Source organism: Pseudomonas sp. HMWF032 (assembly GCF_003060885.1).
Taxonomy (GTDB): Bacteria; Pseudomonadota; Gammaproteobacteria; order Pseudomonadales; family Pseudomonadaceae; genus Aquipseudomonas.
Window position 1 is genome coordinate 440,154 of record NZ_QAIG01000008.1, and the last position, 16,760, is coordinate 456,913.

Sequence of the window (16,760 nt, forward strand, 5' to 3'; positions counted from 1 at the left end):
TAGATAATCCAACAAAAAACAAAACATTCTTGCTATACAGGGATAATCAACTCACAACAGGACATCCGCATGAACCGCTGGGAAGGCCTCGATGAATTTGTCGCGGTGGCCGAATGCGGCCAGTTCACCGCTGCCGCCGAACGCCTGAGTCTGTCGTCCTCCCAGGTCAGCCGGCAGATCGCGCGACTGGAAGAGCGCCTGCAAACCCGCCTGTTCTACCGCAGCACCCGCCGCGTGGCGCTCACCGAGGCCGGGCAGACGTTTTTACAGCACTGCCAGCGCCTGCAGGATGCCCGAGAAGAAGCCCTGCGCGCCGTAGGCGATCTGGGCAGCGAGCCCAAAGGCCTGCTGCGTATGACCTGTGCGGTGGCCTATGGCGAGCGCTTTATCGTGCCGCTGGTCACCGATTTTATGGTGCAGCACCCACAACTGCGGGTGGACATCGAACTGAGCAACCGCACCCTTGACCTGCTGCACGAAGGCCTCGACCTGGCCATCCGCCTGGGTCGCCTGCAGGACTCGCGCCTGGTGGCCACGCGCCTGGCACCGCGGCAGATGTACCTGTGCGCCGCCCCGACGTACCTGCAACGCTACGGGCGCCCGCATTCGCTGTCGGAGCTGGCGCGACACAACTGCCTGATCGGCAGTTCGGACCTCTGGAGCTTTCAGGCCAGCGGCCGAGATTCCAGCCTGCGGGTGCAGGGCAATTGGCGCTGCAACAGCGGCCAGGCAGTACTGGAAGCCGCATTACGCGGCCTTGGACTGTGCCAGCTACCGGATTATTACGTGCTGGAACACTTGCGCAGCGGCGCGCTGGTCTCGTTGCTTGATAACCAGCAACCGCCGGACACTGCGGTATGGGCCCTCTATCCACAGCAACGCCACCTGTCACCCAAGGTGCGTCAGCTGGTGGAGTTTCTTAAACAGGGGTTGACGCAACGCAGCGAGTATCGCTAGCTCTTCAGGTGCCAAAGGTTGGCCAAGCTGCGCAGATCTTCAGGACGAGTGACCTTGAGGTTGTCCGAACGGCCTTCGATCAGACGCGGTGCCTGTCCTGCCCACTCGATGGCCGAGGCCTCGTCGGTAATCGCCACTCCAGCAATCAGCGCATCGGCCAGCGCATGCTGCAACTCGCCAAGCCGGAACATCTGTGGAGTAAAAGCCTGCCAGATGGTCGAACGATCCACCGTAGCCTGCACCCGGCCATCGGTGCCGGCGCGCTTGAGCGTATCGCGGGCAGGCACGGCGAGCAGGCCGCCTACCGGATCGTCAGCTAGTTCGGCGAGCAGCAGGTCGAGATCGCTGCGCGCCAGATTAGGCCGCGCTGCATCGTGCACCAGCACCCAATCCTGCTCCTGAGCACCCAGCTCACTGAGGCGCATCAGACCGCTGAGCACCGAATCAGCCCGTTCGGCACCGCCATCGGCACGCTGGATACGTGGATCATGGGCACACCTCAGGGTCGGCCAGTAGGGATCATCTGCCGCCAGGCTGACTACCACCGCACGCAGCTGCGGATGCCCAAGAAAGCATGCCAGGGTGTGCTCGATAATGCTTTTGCCGGCCAGTTGCAGGTACTGCTTGGGCCGGTCGGCGCGCATTCGGCTGCCAATACCAGCAGCCGGGATCAACGCCCAGAAAGGGGGTAATTCAGACGTATTCATTCAGCCAACTGATAGAGGGTTTCGCCCTCTTTAAGCATGCCCAGTTCGTGGCGAGCACGCTCTTCGACGGTTTCCATCCCGCTTTTCAGCTCCAGCACTTCCGCTTCGAGGATCCGATTGCGCTCTTGCAACTGCTGATTTTCACCCTGCTGATCGGCAATCTGCTGCTTCAACTGGGTAACTTGCGCCAGGCTGCCATCGCCCACCCACAGGCGATATTGCAGGCCAGCCAACAAGGCCAGCAGGACGATAAACACCCAGTAAGAACGACTACGCATAGCAGCAAAAGATTCCGGATGAAAAAGGGGCGACTCGCGCCGCCCCTCTTTTACCATGCCTGGGTTCAACCACGGAACTCGGCGCGGCCTTTGTACGGTGCTTTACCAGCCAGCTGCTCTTCAATACGCAGCAGTTGGTTGTACTTGGAGACGCGGTCCGAGCGGCACAGCGAGCCGGTCTTGATCTGGCCAGCAGCAGTACCGACCGCCAGGTCAGCAATGGTGCTGTCTTCGGTTTCACCCGAACGGTGCGAAATCACCGCGGTGTAACCGGCAGCCTTGGCCATCTGGATGGCCTGCAGGGTTTCCGTCAGGGTGCCGATCTGGTTGAACTTGATCAGGATCGAGTTGCCGATCGACTCGTCGATACCGCGTTTGAGGATCTTGGTGTTGGTCACAAACAGGTCGTCACCCACCAGCTGCACCTTCTCACCGATCTTGTCGGTCAGCACTTTCCAGCCTGCCCAATCGGACTCATCCATACCGTCTTCGATGGAGATGATCGGGTAACGCTGAGTCAGACCCGCCAGGTAGTCGGCGAAACCTTCAGCGCTGAACACCTTGCCTTCGCCGGCCAGGTCGTACTGACCGTCCTTGAAGAACTCGCTGGAAGCGCAGTCCAGCGCCAGGGTCACGTCGTCACCCAGGGTGTAACCGGCATTGGCCACGGCTTCGGCGATAGCCGCCAGTGCGTCTTCGTTGGACGCCAGGTTCGGCGCAAAACCGCCTTCGTCACCCACGGAGGTGCTCAAGCCACGAGCCTTCAGCACAGCCTTGAGGTGGTGAAAAATCTCGGTGCCCATGCGCAGCGCATCAGCGAAGGTCTTGGCGCCAACCGGCTGAACCATGAATTCCTGAATGTCGACATTGTTATCGGCGTGCTCGCCACCGTTGATGATGTTCATCATCGGCACCGGCATCGAGTAGACGCCCGGTGTGCCATTCAGGTCGGCAATGTGCGCGTACAGCGGTACGCCTTTAGCCTGCGCAGCAGCCTTGGCCGCAGCCAGGGATACGGCGAGGATGGCGTTGGCACCCAGGGTGGCTTTGTTTTCAGTGCCGTCTAGGGCAATCATCGCCTGATCCAAGGCTTGCTGATCGGCAGCATCTTTACCCAGCAGCAGGTCGCGGATCGGACCATTGATATTGGCCACAGCCTTCAGCACGCCCTTGCCCAGGTAACGGCTCTTGTCGCCATCACGCAGTTCCAGCGCTTCACGCGAACCGGTGGAGGCACCGGATGGCGCACAGGCGCTGCCGATGATGCCGCCGTCGAGAATTACATCGGCTTCCACAGTCGGGTTACCACGGGAATCGAGAACCTCACGGCCTTTGATGTCGACGATCTTTGCCATTGCGTGTAGCACTCCAAAAAATTGACGAAAAGGGTCGTACCAGCTGCACATTCATCATCCACTGAAGAGCATTTCGGTGGACAACCTGTACTGACTAATCAGTCATATTGTATACAAAAGGCACTTTACCGGAGATTTGCCGTTTCAGGCAGTCTCAATCGGCGCAAAACTCTTGATCAAATCATCCAGCTGCTTGAGCTGGGTGAGGAACGGCTCCAGCTTGTCCAGGCGCAAGGCGCAAGGGCCGTCGCACTTGGCATTGTCCGGGTCCGGATGCGCTTCCAGGAACAACCCAGCCAGCCCCTGACTCATGCCGGCTTTGGCCAGATCAGTCACCTGAGCACGGCGACCACCAGCGGAGTCGGCGCGACCACCTGGCATTTGCAGGGCGTGGGTCACATCGAAGAACACCGGGTAGTTCATCTGCTTCATGATGCCGAAGCCAAGCATGTCCACCACCAGGTTGTTGTAACCGAAGCTGGAACCACGCTCACAAAGAATCAGCTGATCATTACCGGCCTCTTCACACTTGGTCAGGATGTGCTTCATCTCCTGAGGCGCGAGGAACTGGGCCTTTTTGATATTGATCACTGCACCGGTCTTGGCCATGGCCACAACCAGATCAGTCTGCCGCGACAGAAACGCCGGCAGCTGGATGATGTCGCAAACATCAGCCACCGGCTGCGCCTGATACGGTTCATGCACGTCGGTGATTACCGGCACACCGAAGGTCTTCTTCACGTCCTCGAAGACCTTCATGCCTTCTTCCAGACCTGGACCACGGAAGGAGGTGATGGACGAACGGTTGGCCTTGTCGAAACTGGCCTTGAATACGTAGGGGATACCAAGTTTTTCAGTAACCCGTACATACTCCTCGCATGCGCGCATCGCCAGATCACGTGACTCAATGACGTTGATTCCACCGAACAGCACAAAGGGCTTGTCGTTGGCGATCTCGATGTTGCCGACCTTGATGGTTTTCTGACTTACGATCCGCTGTGTCATGCCTTAGGCCTTTTTAGCTTGCTGAGCCAGGGCGGCATTGACGAAACCGCTGAACAGCGGGTGGCCATCACGCGGCGTCGAGGTGAACTCCGGGTGGAACTGGCAGGCCACAAACCATGGATGATCCGGCGCCTCAACCACTTCAACCAGCGCACCGTCACCCGAGCGACCGGTAACCTTGAGGCCGGCATCGATCAACTGTGGCAGCAGGTTGTTGTTCACTTCATAACGATGACGATGGCGCTCGACGATCACATCCTTGCCGTAGCAGGCATGCACTTGCGAGCCGGCCTGAAGCTGGCAATCTTGTGCGCCTAGACGCATGGTGCCACCCAGGTCAGAGGAGTCGCTACGCGTCTCGACTTCGCCGGTAGCGTCCTGCCACTCGGTGATCAGGCCGACAACCGGGTGCTGACTGGAGGTATCGAACTCAGTCGAATTGGCATCACTCCAACCCAACACATTACGGGCAAACTCGATGACCGCCACCTGCATGCCGAGGCAGATACCCAAGTAAGGAATCTTGTTTTCACGGGCGTATTGCACGGTCTTGATCTTGCCTTCCACGCCGCGCAGACCGAAACCGCCCGGCACCAGAATGGCATCCACGCCTTCAAGCAGCGCAGTGCCTTTGTTCTCGATGTCTTCAGAGTCGATATAGCGCAGGTTGACCTTGGTGCGGTTCTGGATGCCGGCATGGCTCATCGCTTCAATCAGCGACTTGTAGGCATCCAGCAGTTCCATGTACTTGCCGACCATGGCGATGTTGACTTCTTTTTCCGGGTTGAGCTTGGCGTCTACTACGCGGTCCCACTCGGACAGATCGGCACCGCCACACTCCAGACCGAAGCGCTCAACGACGAAGTCATCCAGCCCCTGGGCATGCAGCACACCTGGAATCTTGTAGATGGTGTCGACGTCTTCCAGGCTGATCACCGCACGCTCTTCAACGTTAGTGAACAGGGCAATCTTGCGGCGCGAGGACACATCCACGGGGTGATCAGAGCGGCAGATCAGCACGTCAGGTTGCAGGCCGATGGAGCGCAGCTCTTTCACCGAATGCTGGGTCGGCTTGGTTTTGGTTTCGCCAGCCGTGGCGATATACGGAACCAGGGTCAGGTGCATCAGCATGGCGCGCTTGGCGCCCACTTCCACACGCAACTGGCGAATGGCTTCGAGGAACGGTTGCGACTCGATGTCGCCGACCGTACCGCCGATCTCAACCATGGCCACATCAGCGTCGCCCGCACCCTTGATGATGCGGCGCTTGATTTCGTCGGTGATGTGCGGAATGACCTGAATGGTCGCGCCCAGGTAATCACCACGGCGCTCGCGGCGCAGCACGTCCTCGTAGACGCGACCGGTGGTGAAGTTGTTGTTCTGGGTCATGGTGGTGCGGATAAACCGCTCATAGTGGCCCAGGTCGAGGTCAGTCTCAGCGCCATCGTGGGTGACGAACACCTCACCGTGCTGGAACGGGCTCATGGTGCCCGGATCGACGTTGATATAGGGATCCAGCTTGAGCATGGTGACCTTCAGGCCCCGCGCCTCCAGGATAGCCGCCAATGAAGCCGAGGCGATGCCTTTCCCCAATGAAGAAACAACACCACCCGTGACGAATATGTAGCGCGTCATGAAAAACCCTAGAAGTCTGCGTTTAAGCGGTCAGTGCCGCCGGGGAAAGCGAAGGAATACCGAAGCTGCCAATCACGATATGCCGCAATTAGCTCGCCCTGCCGATTCCCAGAGGAGCCGACAAAAGCTGTAGTAAGACGGGAGCGTAGTCTACCGGAAAGGGCTTATCAGCTCAAACCTTGATCATCAGTCGGCGGCTGCCAATGCAATTGCCAGCCGTCATCGGTGCCCCCCTGCAGACCTGGCAGGTTAGCGATTGCTACAACCTGGTTATCCAGGCGCAGCAGCGGCAGGCGGTCGCGGACAAAAGCCGGGACACGCCGCTCATTGAACAGACGCTTCAGGTCACGATGCCCGCGCCCCGACAGCATGATCTGCTCACCCGCCCGACGATAACCCAGCTGCCAGTTACCGGCCGGCAAGCAGCCTTGAATATGCGCGACCCCATTACCAGGCAACACCAGACGTCGATTATCGGCTACGGCAATGTCGGGGGACGGCGGGGAACGCAGCCAATCACCCGCCAGCCACCACAGACACGCATGGCTACGACGCACTTCACCAGAGGCCAATTGCCAAACCGGCGTGGCATCCAGCGCCGCATCGCGCAGGGCTTGCCAACCGGCCCAATGCTCTGTATCCGGCATCGCGGTCAGGCGGCGAAGCCAGTAACGCAGGGCATTGCGTTGACGCGCGTCGCTCAGCTCACGCAATGTCGGCAAATGGAGGCATGGCAATGGCAGCCAGGCAAATTCGCCAGGCACCATGGCTGCATGCACATCCTGCTCAGCCAGCTCATCCAGCAGTTGTTGCGCCTCACTCAGGTGCGCAGCACTGCGCGCCAGTGCGTTATGCGCCTGCGGCCAACGCTGGGAAAGCCGTGGCAATACCTGGCGCCGCAAGTAGTTGCGCGAGAACCGTTCATCGGTATTGGATGGGTCATCGACCCAGACCAGCCCGTGAGCCTGTGCATAAGCCAGCAACTCGGCACGAGAACAGTCCAGCAAGGGCCGCAGCAAATACCCTGCACCCAGCGCGCGACTGGCAGGCATACCCGCCAACCCCTGCACACCCGCGCCACGCAACAGGCGAAACAGCAGGGTTTCAGCCTGATCATCACGATGCTGCGCGGTCAGCACGACCTCGCCGACAGCCAGGCACGCCACAAAAGCCGCATAACGGGCATCGCGCGCCGCACGCTCAAGACTGGCGCCCTGCTGCACCTGCACCGGCACAACCTGCAGCGGCACTGACAACGCAGCACATAGCTCACGACAATGCGCAGGCCAGGCATCAGCCACAGCCTGTAAGCCGTGATGAATATGAATGGCGGAAAGCGGCGGCAACGCCTCACGTTGCGCGAGGCTGGCCAAGAGGTGCAGCAGTACTGTGGAGTCCAGGCCACCGGACAAGGCAATCCGCCACGCCGGTGCGCCGCGCCAGGGCGCCAGAGAGTGCAGCAGCCTGGCGCTTAGACTCACTTAGGCGATGCCGTAGCTCATCAGACGCTCATAACGACGCTTGAGCAGCGCATCGGTATCGAGCCCCTTGAGGGTTTTCAGCTGAGCCAGCAACGCCTGACGAATCGACTCAGCCGCAGCAGCCGGATCACTGTGTGCGCCGCCCAGCGGTTCACTGATGACCTGATCGACAATGCCCAGCCCCTTCAGACGCTCAGCCGTGATACCCATGGCTTCAGCTGCATCGGGCGCCTTCTCGGCGGTCTTCCACAGAATCGACGCGCAGCCTTCCGGTGAAATGACCGAATAGGTCGAGTACTGCAGCATGTTCAGCTGGTCGCACACACCGATGGCCAAGGCACCGCCGGAACCACCTTCACCAATTACGGTGGCGATGATCGGGGTCTTCAGACGCGCCATGACACGCAGGTTCCAGGCGATGGCTTCGCTCTGGTTGCGTTCTTCGGCGTCGATACCCGGATAGGCCCCTGGGGTATCGATAAAGGTCAGAATCGGCATGTTGAAGCGTTCGGCCATCTCCATCAGACGGCAGGCCTTGCGATAGCCCTCAGGACGCGGCATGCCGAAGTTGCGCCGTACCTTTTCACGAATCTCACGGCCTTTCTGATGCCCGATGACCATCACCGGCTCACCGTCCAGACGCGCAACCCCCCCCACCAAGGCAGCGTCGTCAGAGAAGTGACGATCACCATGCAACTCGTCGAATTCGGTAAAGATGTGTTGCAGGTAATCCAGGGTGTAGGGACGGCGCGGGTGACGCGCCAGCTGAGCGATCTGCCAGCTGCTGAGGTTGCCGAAAATGCTTTCGGTCAGCGCGCTGCTCTTGTCCTGCAGGCGGGCGATTTCATCAGTGATGTTCAACGAGTTGTCGTTACCGACCAGGCGAAGCTCTTCGATCTTGGCTTGCAGGTCGGCGATCGGCTGTTCGAAATCGAGAAAATTCGGGTTCATAGTCATCCGTCTTGCGTCGACGGCCAAGTGGCCGGGAGCTGTATCCGTTATCGCGCCCTACCATATAGCAGCGGGCGCACTCAGGTCGACACCCGAAGTGGCAGGAAAGTTTTCCGTGCTCACTGCGGCGTATCACGACCAAAACCGGCGAGGCCGCAGCCCCGCAAATCAGCGGTAGTGCAAAAAGACGTTGTCGCGGCCGAACTGGTCACGCAATGCCTGAATCAGACTGTCCGCCGGTTCAATGCGCCAGTTATCGCCGAACTGCAGCTGCGCCTTGGCTTCGCTGCCACTGTAGTCAACGGTGATCGGGCACGCGCCGCGATGACGGCCGCATAGCTCAGCCAACCAGCGCAGGCGATCCCCCTGCAGCACACTGCTGCCAACCTGCAGACGCAGGCTGTCGGCCAGTCCGGTACGGGCCTCTTCCAGGCTCATCACCCGTTTGGCACGCAAGCGCAGACCGCCGGAGAAGTCGTCGTTGCTCACCTCCCCCTCAACCACCACCAGGGCGTCAGTCTGCAGCAGGGCCTGAGCACTGTTGAAGGCTTCGGCAAACAGCGAGGCTTCGATGCGCCCGGAACGGTCATCGAGGGTGATAAAGCCCATCTTGTCGCCCTTCTTGTTCTTCATCACGCGCAGGTTAACCACCAGTCCGGCGATGGTCTGGTCACCGCGCGCGGCTTTAAGGTCAACAATGCGCTGACGGGCAAAGCGGCGCACTTCACCTTCATATTCATCAATCGGATGGCCGGTCAGGTACAGCCCCAAGGTGTCTTTTTCACCTTTAAGACGCTCCTTGAGACTTAGCTCGCGGGCGCGCAGGTGATTGAGGTAGACATCCGCCTCGGCATCGGCAAATACACCGCCAAACAGGTCCATGTGACCGCTTTCGGCGCTGCGGGCGGTTTGCTCGGCGGCCTGCACAGCTTCTTCCATCGCGGCCATCAGCACCGCACGATTGCGGTCGATATTGGCCTTGTAGGCTTTCAGCTCTTCATGGAAATGCGGACCGAGGCGATCCAGCGCGCCGCTGCGAATCAGCGCTTCTAGGGTGCGCTTGTTGATGCGCTTGAGATCCACCCGGGCGCAGAAATCGAATAGGTCCTTGAACGGGCCGGACTCGCGCGCCTCAACAATGGCCTCCACCGGCCCCTCGCCCACCCCCTTGATTGCACCCAGGCCGTAAACAATCCAGCCCTCGTTGTTCACCGTGAACTTGAACTCGGAAATATTCACGTCCGGCGCATCGAGGCGCAGCTTCATGCTGCGGCACTCCTCGATCAGGGTGACCACCTTGTCGGTGTTGTGCATATCCGCCGAGAGCACCGCGGCCATGAACGGCGCCGGATGGTGCGCCTTGAGCCAGGCGGTTTGATAAGACACCAGGCCATAAGCCGCCGAGTGAGATTTGTTGAAGCCGTAACCGGCGAACTTCTCCACCAGATCAAAGATGTTGCCCGCCAGGTTCGCATCGATCCCGTTGCCGGCGCAGCCTTCGATAAAGCCACCGCGCTGCTTGGCCATCTCTTCGGGTTTTTTCTTACCCATGGCGCGGCGCAGCATGTCCGCACCACCCAAGGTGTAGCCGGCCATCACCTGAGCAATCTGCATCACCTGTTCCTGGTACAGGATGATGCCGTAGGTCGGTTTCAACACCGGCTCAAGGCCTGCGTACTGATAGTCCTGATGCGGGTAGGAAATCGGCTCACGACCGTGCTTACGGTTGATGAAGTCGTCCACCATGCCCGATTGCAGTGGACCGGGGCGGAACAGCGCCACCAGAGCGATCATGTCTTCCAGGCAGTCGGGCTTGAGCTTTTTGATCAGCTCTTTCATGCCGCGCGATTCAAGCTGGAACACCGCCGTAGTCTCGGCTTTCTGCAGCATGCTGAACGTTGGTTTGTCGTCCAGTGGGATAAAGTCGATGTTCAGATCCGGCAGGCCCTTCTTTGCCTGCTCGCGGTTGATGGTTTCCATCGCCCACTTGATGATCGTCAGGGTGCGCAGGCCGAGGAAGTCGAACTTAACCAGGCCGGCCTGCTCGACATCGTCCTTATCAAACTGGGTCACCAGACCGCCGCCTTCATCGTCACAGGCAATCGGCGAGAAGTCGGTGAGTTTGGTAGGCGCGATCACCACACCCCCGGCGTGCTTGCCGGTGCCGCGACAGATGCCTTCGAGCTTGAGCGACATCTCCCAGATTTCCCGGGCGTCTTCATCGACTTTGAGGAACTCGCGCAGCGGCTCCTCCATCTCATAGGCCTTTTCCAACGTCATGCCGACTTCGAAGGGAATCATCTTCGACAGCCGATCGGCCAAGCCATAGGACTTGCCCTGCGCCCGCGCGACATCACGCACCACCGCCTTGGCCGCCATCGTACCGAAGGTGATGATCTGGCTCACCGCGTTGCGGCCGTATTTCTCGGCCACATAATCGATTACCCGGTCGCGGCCATCCATGCAGAAGTCGACGTCGAAGTCGGGCATGGAGACCCGTTCCGGGTTGAGGAAACGCTCGAACAGCAGGTCATAGGCCAACGGGTCGAGGTCGGTGATCTTCTGCACATAGGCCACCAGCGAACCAGCACCCGACCCACGGCCTGGGCCGACTGGCACGCCGTTGTTCTTCGCCCACTTGATAAAGTCCATTACGATCAGGAAGTAACCTGGGAAACCCATCTGGATGATGATATCCAGCTCGAAATTCAGCCGATCGATATAGACCTGACGCTTCTCTTCGTAATTGGGCGTGGTCTCTTTCGGCCAGAGCACCGCCAGGCGTTCTTCCAGGCCCTCGAACGAGACCTGACGAAAGTACTCGTCCATGGTCATGCCAGCCGGCACCGGGAAGTCAGGCAGGAAGTACTTGCCCAGTTGCACTTCGATGTTGCAGCGCTTGGCGATCTCGACCGTGTTTTCCAACGCCTCGGGCAGGTCACTGAACAGCTCGGCCATTTCCTGCGGGCTTTTCAGGTACTGTTGATCGGAATAGGTGCGCGGACGGCGCGGGTCATCCAGGCTACGGCCCTCGCCAATGCACACGCGGGTTTCGTGCGCGGCAAAGTCATCCTGTTTGAGGAAGCGTACATCGTTGGTCGCCACCAATGGCGCGCCGAGCTTGTCGGCCAGCGCTACAGCCGCATGCAGGTGTTCTTCATCGTTGACCCGGTTGGTGCGCTGCACCTCCAGGTAGAAGCGCTCGGGGAAGACGGCCATCCACTCCTGCAACAGCGCTTCGGCCGTGGCCTGCTCGCCATCAAGCAAGGCATGGCCAACCTCGCCTTCCTTCGCGCCAGACAAGGCAATCAGTCCCTCGGCCGCCTGCTTGACCCAGTCGCGCTGGATAATCACCAGGTCATTGCTCTGCCCTTCGCTCCAGCCGCGCGAGACCAGCTCGGTGAGATTGCGGTAGCCCTTGGCATTCATCGCCAGCAGGGTCAGGCGACTGAGTGGGCCATCCTCCTCGGCGCTGGCCAACCAGATATCGGCACCACAGATCGGCTTTATGCCACCGCCCATGGCCGCCTTATAAAACTTCACCAGCGAGCACATATTGCTCATATCGGTGACCGCCACTGCCGGCATCCCGGCTGCCGCCACTGACTTGATCAGAGGCTTGACCCGCACCAGCCCATCGACCAGGGAAAACTCGGTGTGCAAACGCAGATGGACAAACGAAGCGGTCATGGCAGTCCTATACAAAACGCAAAAACGACAAGGCAGGGATTGTACAACCGCAGCCGCGAGCGACAAGCGCACAGCATAGCGAGGGTCGAGTGTAATTACGGCGTCAGTCGTCCAACAAGGCCCGCACCGGCGCGAAGGAACGTCGGTGGATTGGAGTCGGCCCCAGACGCCGCAAGGCCTCCAGGTGCACAGGCGTGGGGTAGCCCTTGTGCCCGGCAATGCCATAGCCCGGGTATTGCTGATCTAACACTTGCATCTCGCGATCACGGCTGACCTTGGCCAGGATCGACGCCGCAGCAATCGCCGGTACCTGACTGTCGCCCTTGACCACTGCGGCACTGGGCACCTGCAGTTTGGGGCAGCGGTTGCCATCAATCAGCGCCAGCTTGGGCGTCACGCTCAAGCCCTCGACCGCGCGCTGCATGGCCAGCATGGTGGCGTGCAGAATATTCAGGCGGTCAATCTCTTCCACCTCGGCGCGGGCAATGCACCAGGCCAGGGCCTTCTCGCAGATTTCATCGAAGAGTTTGTCGCGACGGGCTTCGCTGAGTTTTTTCGAATCGTTCAAACCCAGAATCGGCCGCGCCGGATCAAGAATCACCGCTGCCGTAACCACCGCACCACAGAGTGGGCCGCGACCGACCTCATCGACGCCAGCCACCAACTCCTGCACCTGGGTGAAGTCCAACCCCAGTTGCATCAGCCACGCCCTGCGAGCTGCAGCACAGCCTTGGCAGCCTGCACCGATGCGTCTCGCCGCAGTGCACGGTGAATCACGTCAAAGCCTTCGGTCTGCACCTCGCCGCCATCCAGCAGCGGCGCCAGTAATTGAGCCAAAGCCTCTGGCGTAGCGGCATCCTGGATCATTTCTGGCACCAACAGGCGCTCGGCCAGCAGGTTTGGCAGGGAAATATAGGCACTGGTAACCAGGCGTTTGAGAATGCGATAGGTCAACGGCGCAACCTTGTACGCCACCACCATCGGTCGCTTGTATAGCAAGGCTTCCAGAGTTGCCGTGCCGGAGGCGATCAGCACCGCATCGCAGGCGGCCAAGGCCTCATGGGAACGACCATCGAGCAAGGTCAACGGCAGATCGCGGCCCACCAGCATCTGTTCAAGCTGGGTGCGGCGTTCGGGGCTGGAACACGGCAGAACAAACTGAATACCAGGACGCAAGGCCCGCAAGCGCAAAGCGGCATCAAGAAACAGACTGCCCAAACGCGCCACTTCACCACCGCGACTGCCTGGCAGCAGGGCAACCACCGGCTGATCCTGCAGCAAATTCAGTGCATCACGGGCGGCACGACGATCCGCCTGCTGCGGGATGGTGTCGGCCAGTGGATGGCCGACAAAGCGCACGGGAACCTGATGATCCTGATAGAACTGCGCCTCGAAGGGGAACAGGGTCAACATCAGATCGCAGGCTTCACGAATTTTCAGCACGCGCTTCTGCCGCCAGGCCCACACGGACGGACTGACGTAGTGCACAGTTTTGATGCCGGCCTGACGCAGCTTGAGCTCAACCGTCAGGTTGAAATCTGGCGCATCAATGCCGATAAACACGTCCGGTTTGGCATCAACCAGAGTACGGATCAGGCGTTTACGCCGCGACAGTAACTCGGGCAGACGACCGAGTACCTCGACCAGCCCCATGACGGCCAGGCGCTCCATCGGAAAGTAAGCGTTCAGCCCCTGAGCCTGCATCAGCGGACCACCCACGCCAATGAACTCGATCTGCGGGTTTTGGGCTTTCAGGGCCTGCATCAGGCCCGCACCAAGAATATCGCCAGACGCCTCGCCGGCGACCAGCGCGACACGCATCAGGTCTGTCATAAATTAACGGGTAATGCCGCGGCTGGAAGCCTGGATGGAATCGCGAAAGATCGCGACTTCGGGGAACGCTGCAGCGGATTCCGCCAGCTCAGCCAGGGCCTGCTCAACGGTAAGCCCCTGGCGATAGACGATCTTGTAGGCACGGCGCAACGCAGCAATCGCCTCGGCACTGAAACCACGACGGCGCATGCCTTCAAAGTTCATGCTGCGCGCTTCGGCGGGGTTGCCAAACACGGTGACAAAGGCCGGTACATCCTTGCCAATCGCCGTGCCCATTCCGGAAAAGCTGTGCGCGCCAATTCGGCAGAACTGGTGCACCAAGGTGTAGCCAGAGAGAATCGCCCAGTCATCCACCCACACGTGCCCAGCCAAAGCGGTGTTGTTGACCAGAATACAGTGGTTGCCGATCACACTGTCATGGCCCACGTGAGCGTAGGCCATGATCAGATTGTGATCGCCGATAGTGGTTTCGCTGCGATCCTGCACCGTACCGCGATGGATGGTCACGCCCTCACGAATCACGTTGTGATCGCCAATGACCAGACGAGTCGCCTCACCCTGGTACTTGAGGTCAGGGGTGTCTTCACCCACGGAGGAGAACTGATAGATACGGTTATGCTTACCGATCCGCGTCGGCCCCTTGAGGATCACATGAGGGCCAATCACTGTACCCTCGCCAATTTCCACATCAGCCCCGATTATCGACCAAGGACCAACGACTACGTCGTCAGCCAGCTTGGCGCTAGGGTCAATAATGGCGCGAGGGTCAATCAAACTCATAGCTTGCGTTCCGCACAGATGATTTCGGCCGAGCAGACTTCCTTGCCGTCGACACTGGCCTTGCACTCAAACTTCCAGATGCTGCGCTTACTGCTCAGGTACTTGGCCTCGAGGATCAACTGATCGCCTGGCACCACCGGCTGACGAAAGCGTAGCTTGTCGGAGCCGACAAAGTAATACAGGGTGCCATCAGTCGGTTTCAGCCCCATCATCTTGAAGCCGAGGATGCCAGCGGCCTGAGCCATGGCTTCGATGATTAGCACGCCCGGCATGATCGGGTGCTCAGGGAAGTGGCCGTTGAAGAATGGCTCATTGATGCTGACATTCTTGTAGGCACGAATGCTTTTTCCATCGAGGTCCAGCTCAGCCACCCGATCCACCAGCAGGAACGGATAGCGGTGCGGCAAGTATTCGCGAATCTGGTTAATGTCCATCATGTGCAGAGAAGCCTGTAAGAGAAAAAAGAGAAGCCGGCAACACCGGCTCAGGCATCAGATGAAGTGTCGGCGGCTGGGGTCACGGAGGCCAGCTGCTTTTCCAACTGTTGCAGGCGACGCGCCATGTCATCCAGCTGACGAATGCGTGCCGCACTCTTGCGCCATTCAGCCGCAGGCTGCATGGCGGTACCTGACGAATAGGAACCGGGCTCAGTAATCGAGCGGGTCACCATGGTCATACCGGTAACGAACACGTTGTCGCACACTTCGATGTGCCCGACCATGCCCACACCGCCGGCTATCATGCAGTTCTTGCCAATTTTGGTGCTGCCGGAAATCCCCGCACAACCGGCCATGGCGGTGTTGTCGCCGATCTGCACGTTGTGCGCGATCATGATTTGATTATCCAGCTTGACGCCGTTGCCAATCAGCGTGTCCGACAGCGCCCCTCGGTCGACAGTGGTATTGGCACCAATCTCGACGTCATCACCGATGGTCACCCCACCGATTTGCGCGATCTTTTGCCACACGCCCTTCTCGTTGGCAAAGCCAAAGCCCTCGCCACCGATCACCGCACCCGACTGAATAACCACACGTTTACCAATCTGCACGTCGTGATACAGCGTCACTCGCGGAGCCAACCAACCGCCCTCACCGATCACCGAACGCGCACCGACAACACACTGCGCGCCGATACTTACACCGGCAGCGATTTGCGCGCCACTTTCGATCACCGCATAGGCGCCGATACTGGCACTCGCATCAACGTGAGCATCCGCAGCCACCACAGCCGTTGGGTGCACGCCAGGCAGTGCCTGGGGCTTGCGGTCAAATAGATGGGAAAGTTCGGCATACGCCAGGTAAGGATTAGCAACGACCAAAGCATTGCCGGCATAGCCTTCGGCATCAGCTGCGGTCAACAGCACCGCACCAGCCTGGCAGCCCGAGAGAAACTTGCGGTATTGCGCATTGGCGAGAAAACTCAGCTGATCAGCACCGGCTTCCTGCAAGGTAGCCAAGCCGCTGATCGGCTTGTCCGTGGCACCACGCAAGGTGGCGCCCAGACGCTCGGCCAACTGGCCAAGGGTATAAACCGCTGCACTCATGATCAGCGCAGCTGGTTCATGCGCTCGATAACCTGGCGGGTGATGTCAAACTGAGGTTTGACATCAATCACCGCACCGCGCTCCAGCACCAGGTCGAAGTTGCCAGTCTTGATCACTTCTTCCACGGCCTTGTCCAGGTTGGGCTTGAGCTTCTTCAGCATTTCACGATCTGCCACAGCCTTGGACTCGTTCAGCTCTTTGGACTGGAACTGGAAGTCACGGGCTTTCTGTTTAAATTCAAGTTCCAGACGCTCGCGCTCAGCAGTCTGCATTTTCTCGCCTTCTTTAACCAGGCGATCCTGAATGCGCTTGGCATCGCTTTCGAGAGTCTTCAACTTGTTCAGTTGCGGACCAAATTTCTTTTCGGCATCCACGGCATAACGTTTGGCAGCATCAGACTCCAACAACGCCATCTGATAGTTCAAGACGGCAACTTTCATCTCGGCAAACGCCGGGGTAGCAAGCATGGCAACGCTAAGCAAAACCAGTTGTGTCAACTTACGCACAGTGCAACTCCTGCAAACTGTTGTTATTCAATAATCTGA

General features: G+C 59.4%; 15 protein-coding genes. 1 reads left to right on the plus strand and 14 read right to left on the minus strand.

What is annotated here, in order from left to right:
* Positions 1 to 69: 69 nt before the first annotated feature.
* Positions 70 to 957 carry a LysR substrate-binding domain-containing protein gene (locus tag DBR00_RS14480; RefSeq protein ID WP_108487687.1) on the plus strand — a complete coding sequence of 296 codons (888 nt, stop codon included), beginning with the start codon at positions 70 to 72 and terminating at the stop codon, positions 955 to 957.
* Here DBR00_RS14480 and ispD read toward each other — a convergent pair.
* From ispD to DBR00_RS14550, 14 genes are all read right to left on the minus strand, one after another.
* Positions 954 to 1,664 (minus strand): 2-C-methyl-D-erythritol 4-phosphate cytidylyltransferase, encoded by a 711-nt coding sequence (ispD, locus tag DBR00_RS14485; protein ID WP_108487685.1) that lies wholly within the window; start codon positions 1,662 to 1,664, stop codon positions 954 to 956. The genes DBR00_RS14480 and ispD overlap by 4 nt on opposite strands.
* Positions 1,661 to 1,942 (minus strand): cell division protein FtsB, encoded by a 282-nt coding sequence (gene ftsB, locus DBR00_RS14490; protein ID WP_108487683.1) that lies wholly within the window; start codon positions 1,940 to 1,942, stop codon positions 1,661 to 1,663. The genes ispD and ftsB overlap by 4 nt, the downstream gene beginning before the upstream one ends.
* Positions 1,943 to 2,007: 65 nt before the next feature.
* Positions 2,008 to 3,297 carry a phosphopyruvate hydratase gene (gene eno / locus DBR00_RS14495; protein ID WP_108487681.1) on the minus strand — a complete coding sequence of 430 codons (1,290 nt, stop codon included), beginning with the start codon at positions 3,295 to 3,297 and terminating at the stop codon, positions 2,008 to 2,010.
* Positions 3,298 to 3,441: 144 nt separating this feature from the next.
* A complete protein-coding gene (gene kdsA / locus DBR00_RS14500; protein WP_108487679.1) occupies positions 3,442 to 4,302 on the minus strand; it encodes a 3-deoxy-8-phosphooctulonate synthase in 861 nt (286 codons plus the stop codon).
* A gap of 3 nt (positions 4,303 to 4,305) precedes the next feature.
* A complete protein-coding gene (locus DBR00_RS14505; protein ID WP_108487677.1) occupies positions 4,306 to 5,937 on the minus strand; it encodes a CTP synthase in 1,632 nt (543 codons plus the stop codon).
* A 167-nt stretch (positions 5,938 to 6,104) separates the two neighbouring features.
* Positions 6,105 to 7,418, minus strand: coding sequence for a tRNA lysidine(34) synthetase TilS (tilS, locus tag DBR00_RS14510; RefSeq protein ID WP_108487675.1), 1,314 nt, complete (start codon positions 7,416 to 7,418; stop codon positions 6,105 to 6,107).
* The gene (locus DBR00_RS14515) at positions 7,419 to 8,369 is read right to left on the minus strand and encodes an acetyl-CoA carboxylase carboxyltransferase subunit alpha (RefSeq protein ID WP_108487673.1); all 951 of its coding nucleotides are present in this window, start codon (positions 8,367 to 8,369) and stop codon (positions 7,419 to 7,421) included.
* A gap of 168 nt (positions 8,370 to 8,537) precedes the next feature.
* The gene (gene dnaE / locus DBR00_RS14520) at positions 8,538 to 12,059 is read right to left on the minus strand and encodes a DNA polymerase III subunit alpha (protein ID WP_108487671.1); all 3,522 of its coding nucleotides are present in this window, start codon (positions 12,057 to 12,059) and stop codon (positions 8,538 to 8,540) included.
* A gap of 103 nt (positions 12,060 to 12,162) precedes the next feature.
* On the minus strand, positions 12,163 to 12,759 hold the full coding sequence (gene rnhB, locus DBR00_RS14525) for a ribonuclease HII (RefSeq protein ID WP_108487669.1): 597 nt from the start codon (positions 12,757 to 12,759) through the stop codon (positions 12,163 to 12,165).
* Positions 12,759 to 13,892 carry a lipid-A-disaccharide synthase gene (gene lpxB / locus DBR00_RS14530; protein ID WP_108487667.1) on the minus strand — a complete coding sequence of 378 codons (1,134 nt, stop codon included), beginning with the start codon at positions 13,890 to 13,892 and terminating at the stop codon, positions 12,759 to 12,761. The genes rnhB and lpxB overlap by 1 nt, the downstream gene beginning before the upstream one ends.
* A 3-nt stretch (positions 13,893 to 13,895) precedes the next feature.
* Positions 13,896 to 14,672 carry an acyl-ACP--UDP-N-acetylglucosamine O-acyltransferase gene (lpxA, locus tag DBR00_RS14535; RefSeq protein ID WP_108487665.1) on the minus strand — a complete coding sequence of 259 codons (777 nt, stop codon included), beginning with the start codon at positions 14,670 to 14,672 and terminating at the stop codon, positions 13,896 to 13,898.
* Positions 14,669 to 15,109: a 3-hydroxyacyl-ACP dehydratase FabZ gene (fabZ, locus tag DBR00_RS14540; protein ID WP_108487663.1), complete on the minus strand. Its 441-nt coding sequence runs from the start codon at positions 15,107 to 15,109 to the stop codon at positions 14,669 to 14,671. The genes lpxA and fabZ overlap by 4 nt, the downstream gene beginning before the upstream one ends.
* Positions 15,110 to 15,156: 47 nt before the next feature.
* Positions 15,157 to 16,218: a UDP-3-O-(3-hydroxymyristoyl)glucosamine N-acyltransferase gene (gene lpxD / locus DBR00_RS14545; RefSeq protein ID WP_108487661.1), complete on the minus strand. Its 1,062-nt coding sequence runs from the start codon at positions 16,216 to 16,218 to the stop codon at positions 15,157 to 15,159.
* Entirely contained in the window at positions 16,218 to 16,721 is a 504-nt protein-coding gene (locus DBR00_RS14550) for an OmpH family outer membrane protein (RefSeq protein WP_108487659.1), read from the minus strand. The genes lpxD and DBR00_RS14550 overlap by 1 nt, the downstream gene beginning before the upstream one ends.
* Positions 16,722 to 16,760: the final 39 nt, after the last annotated feature.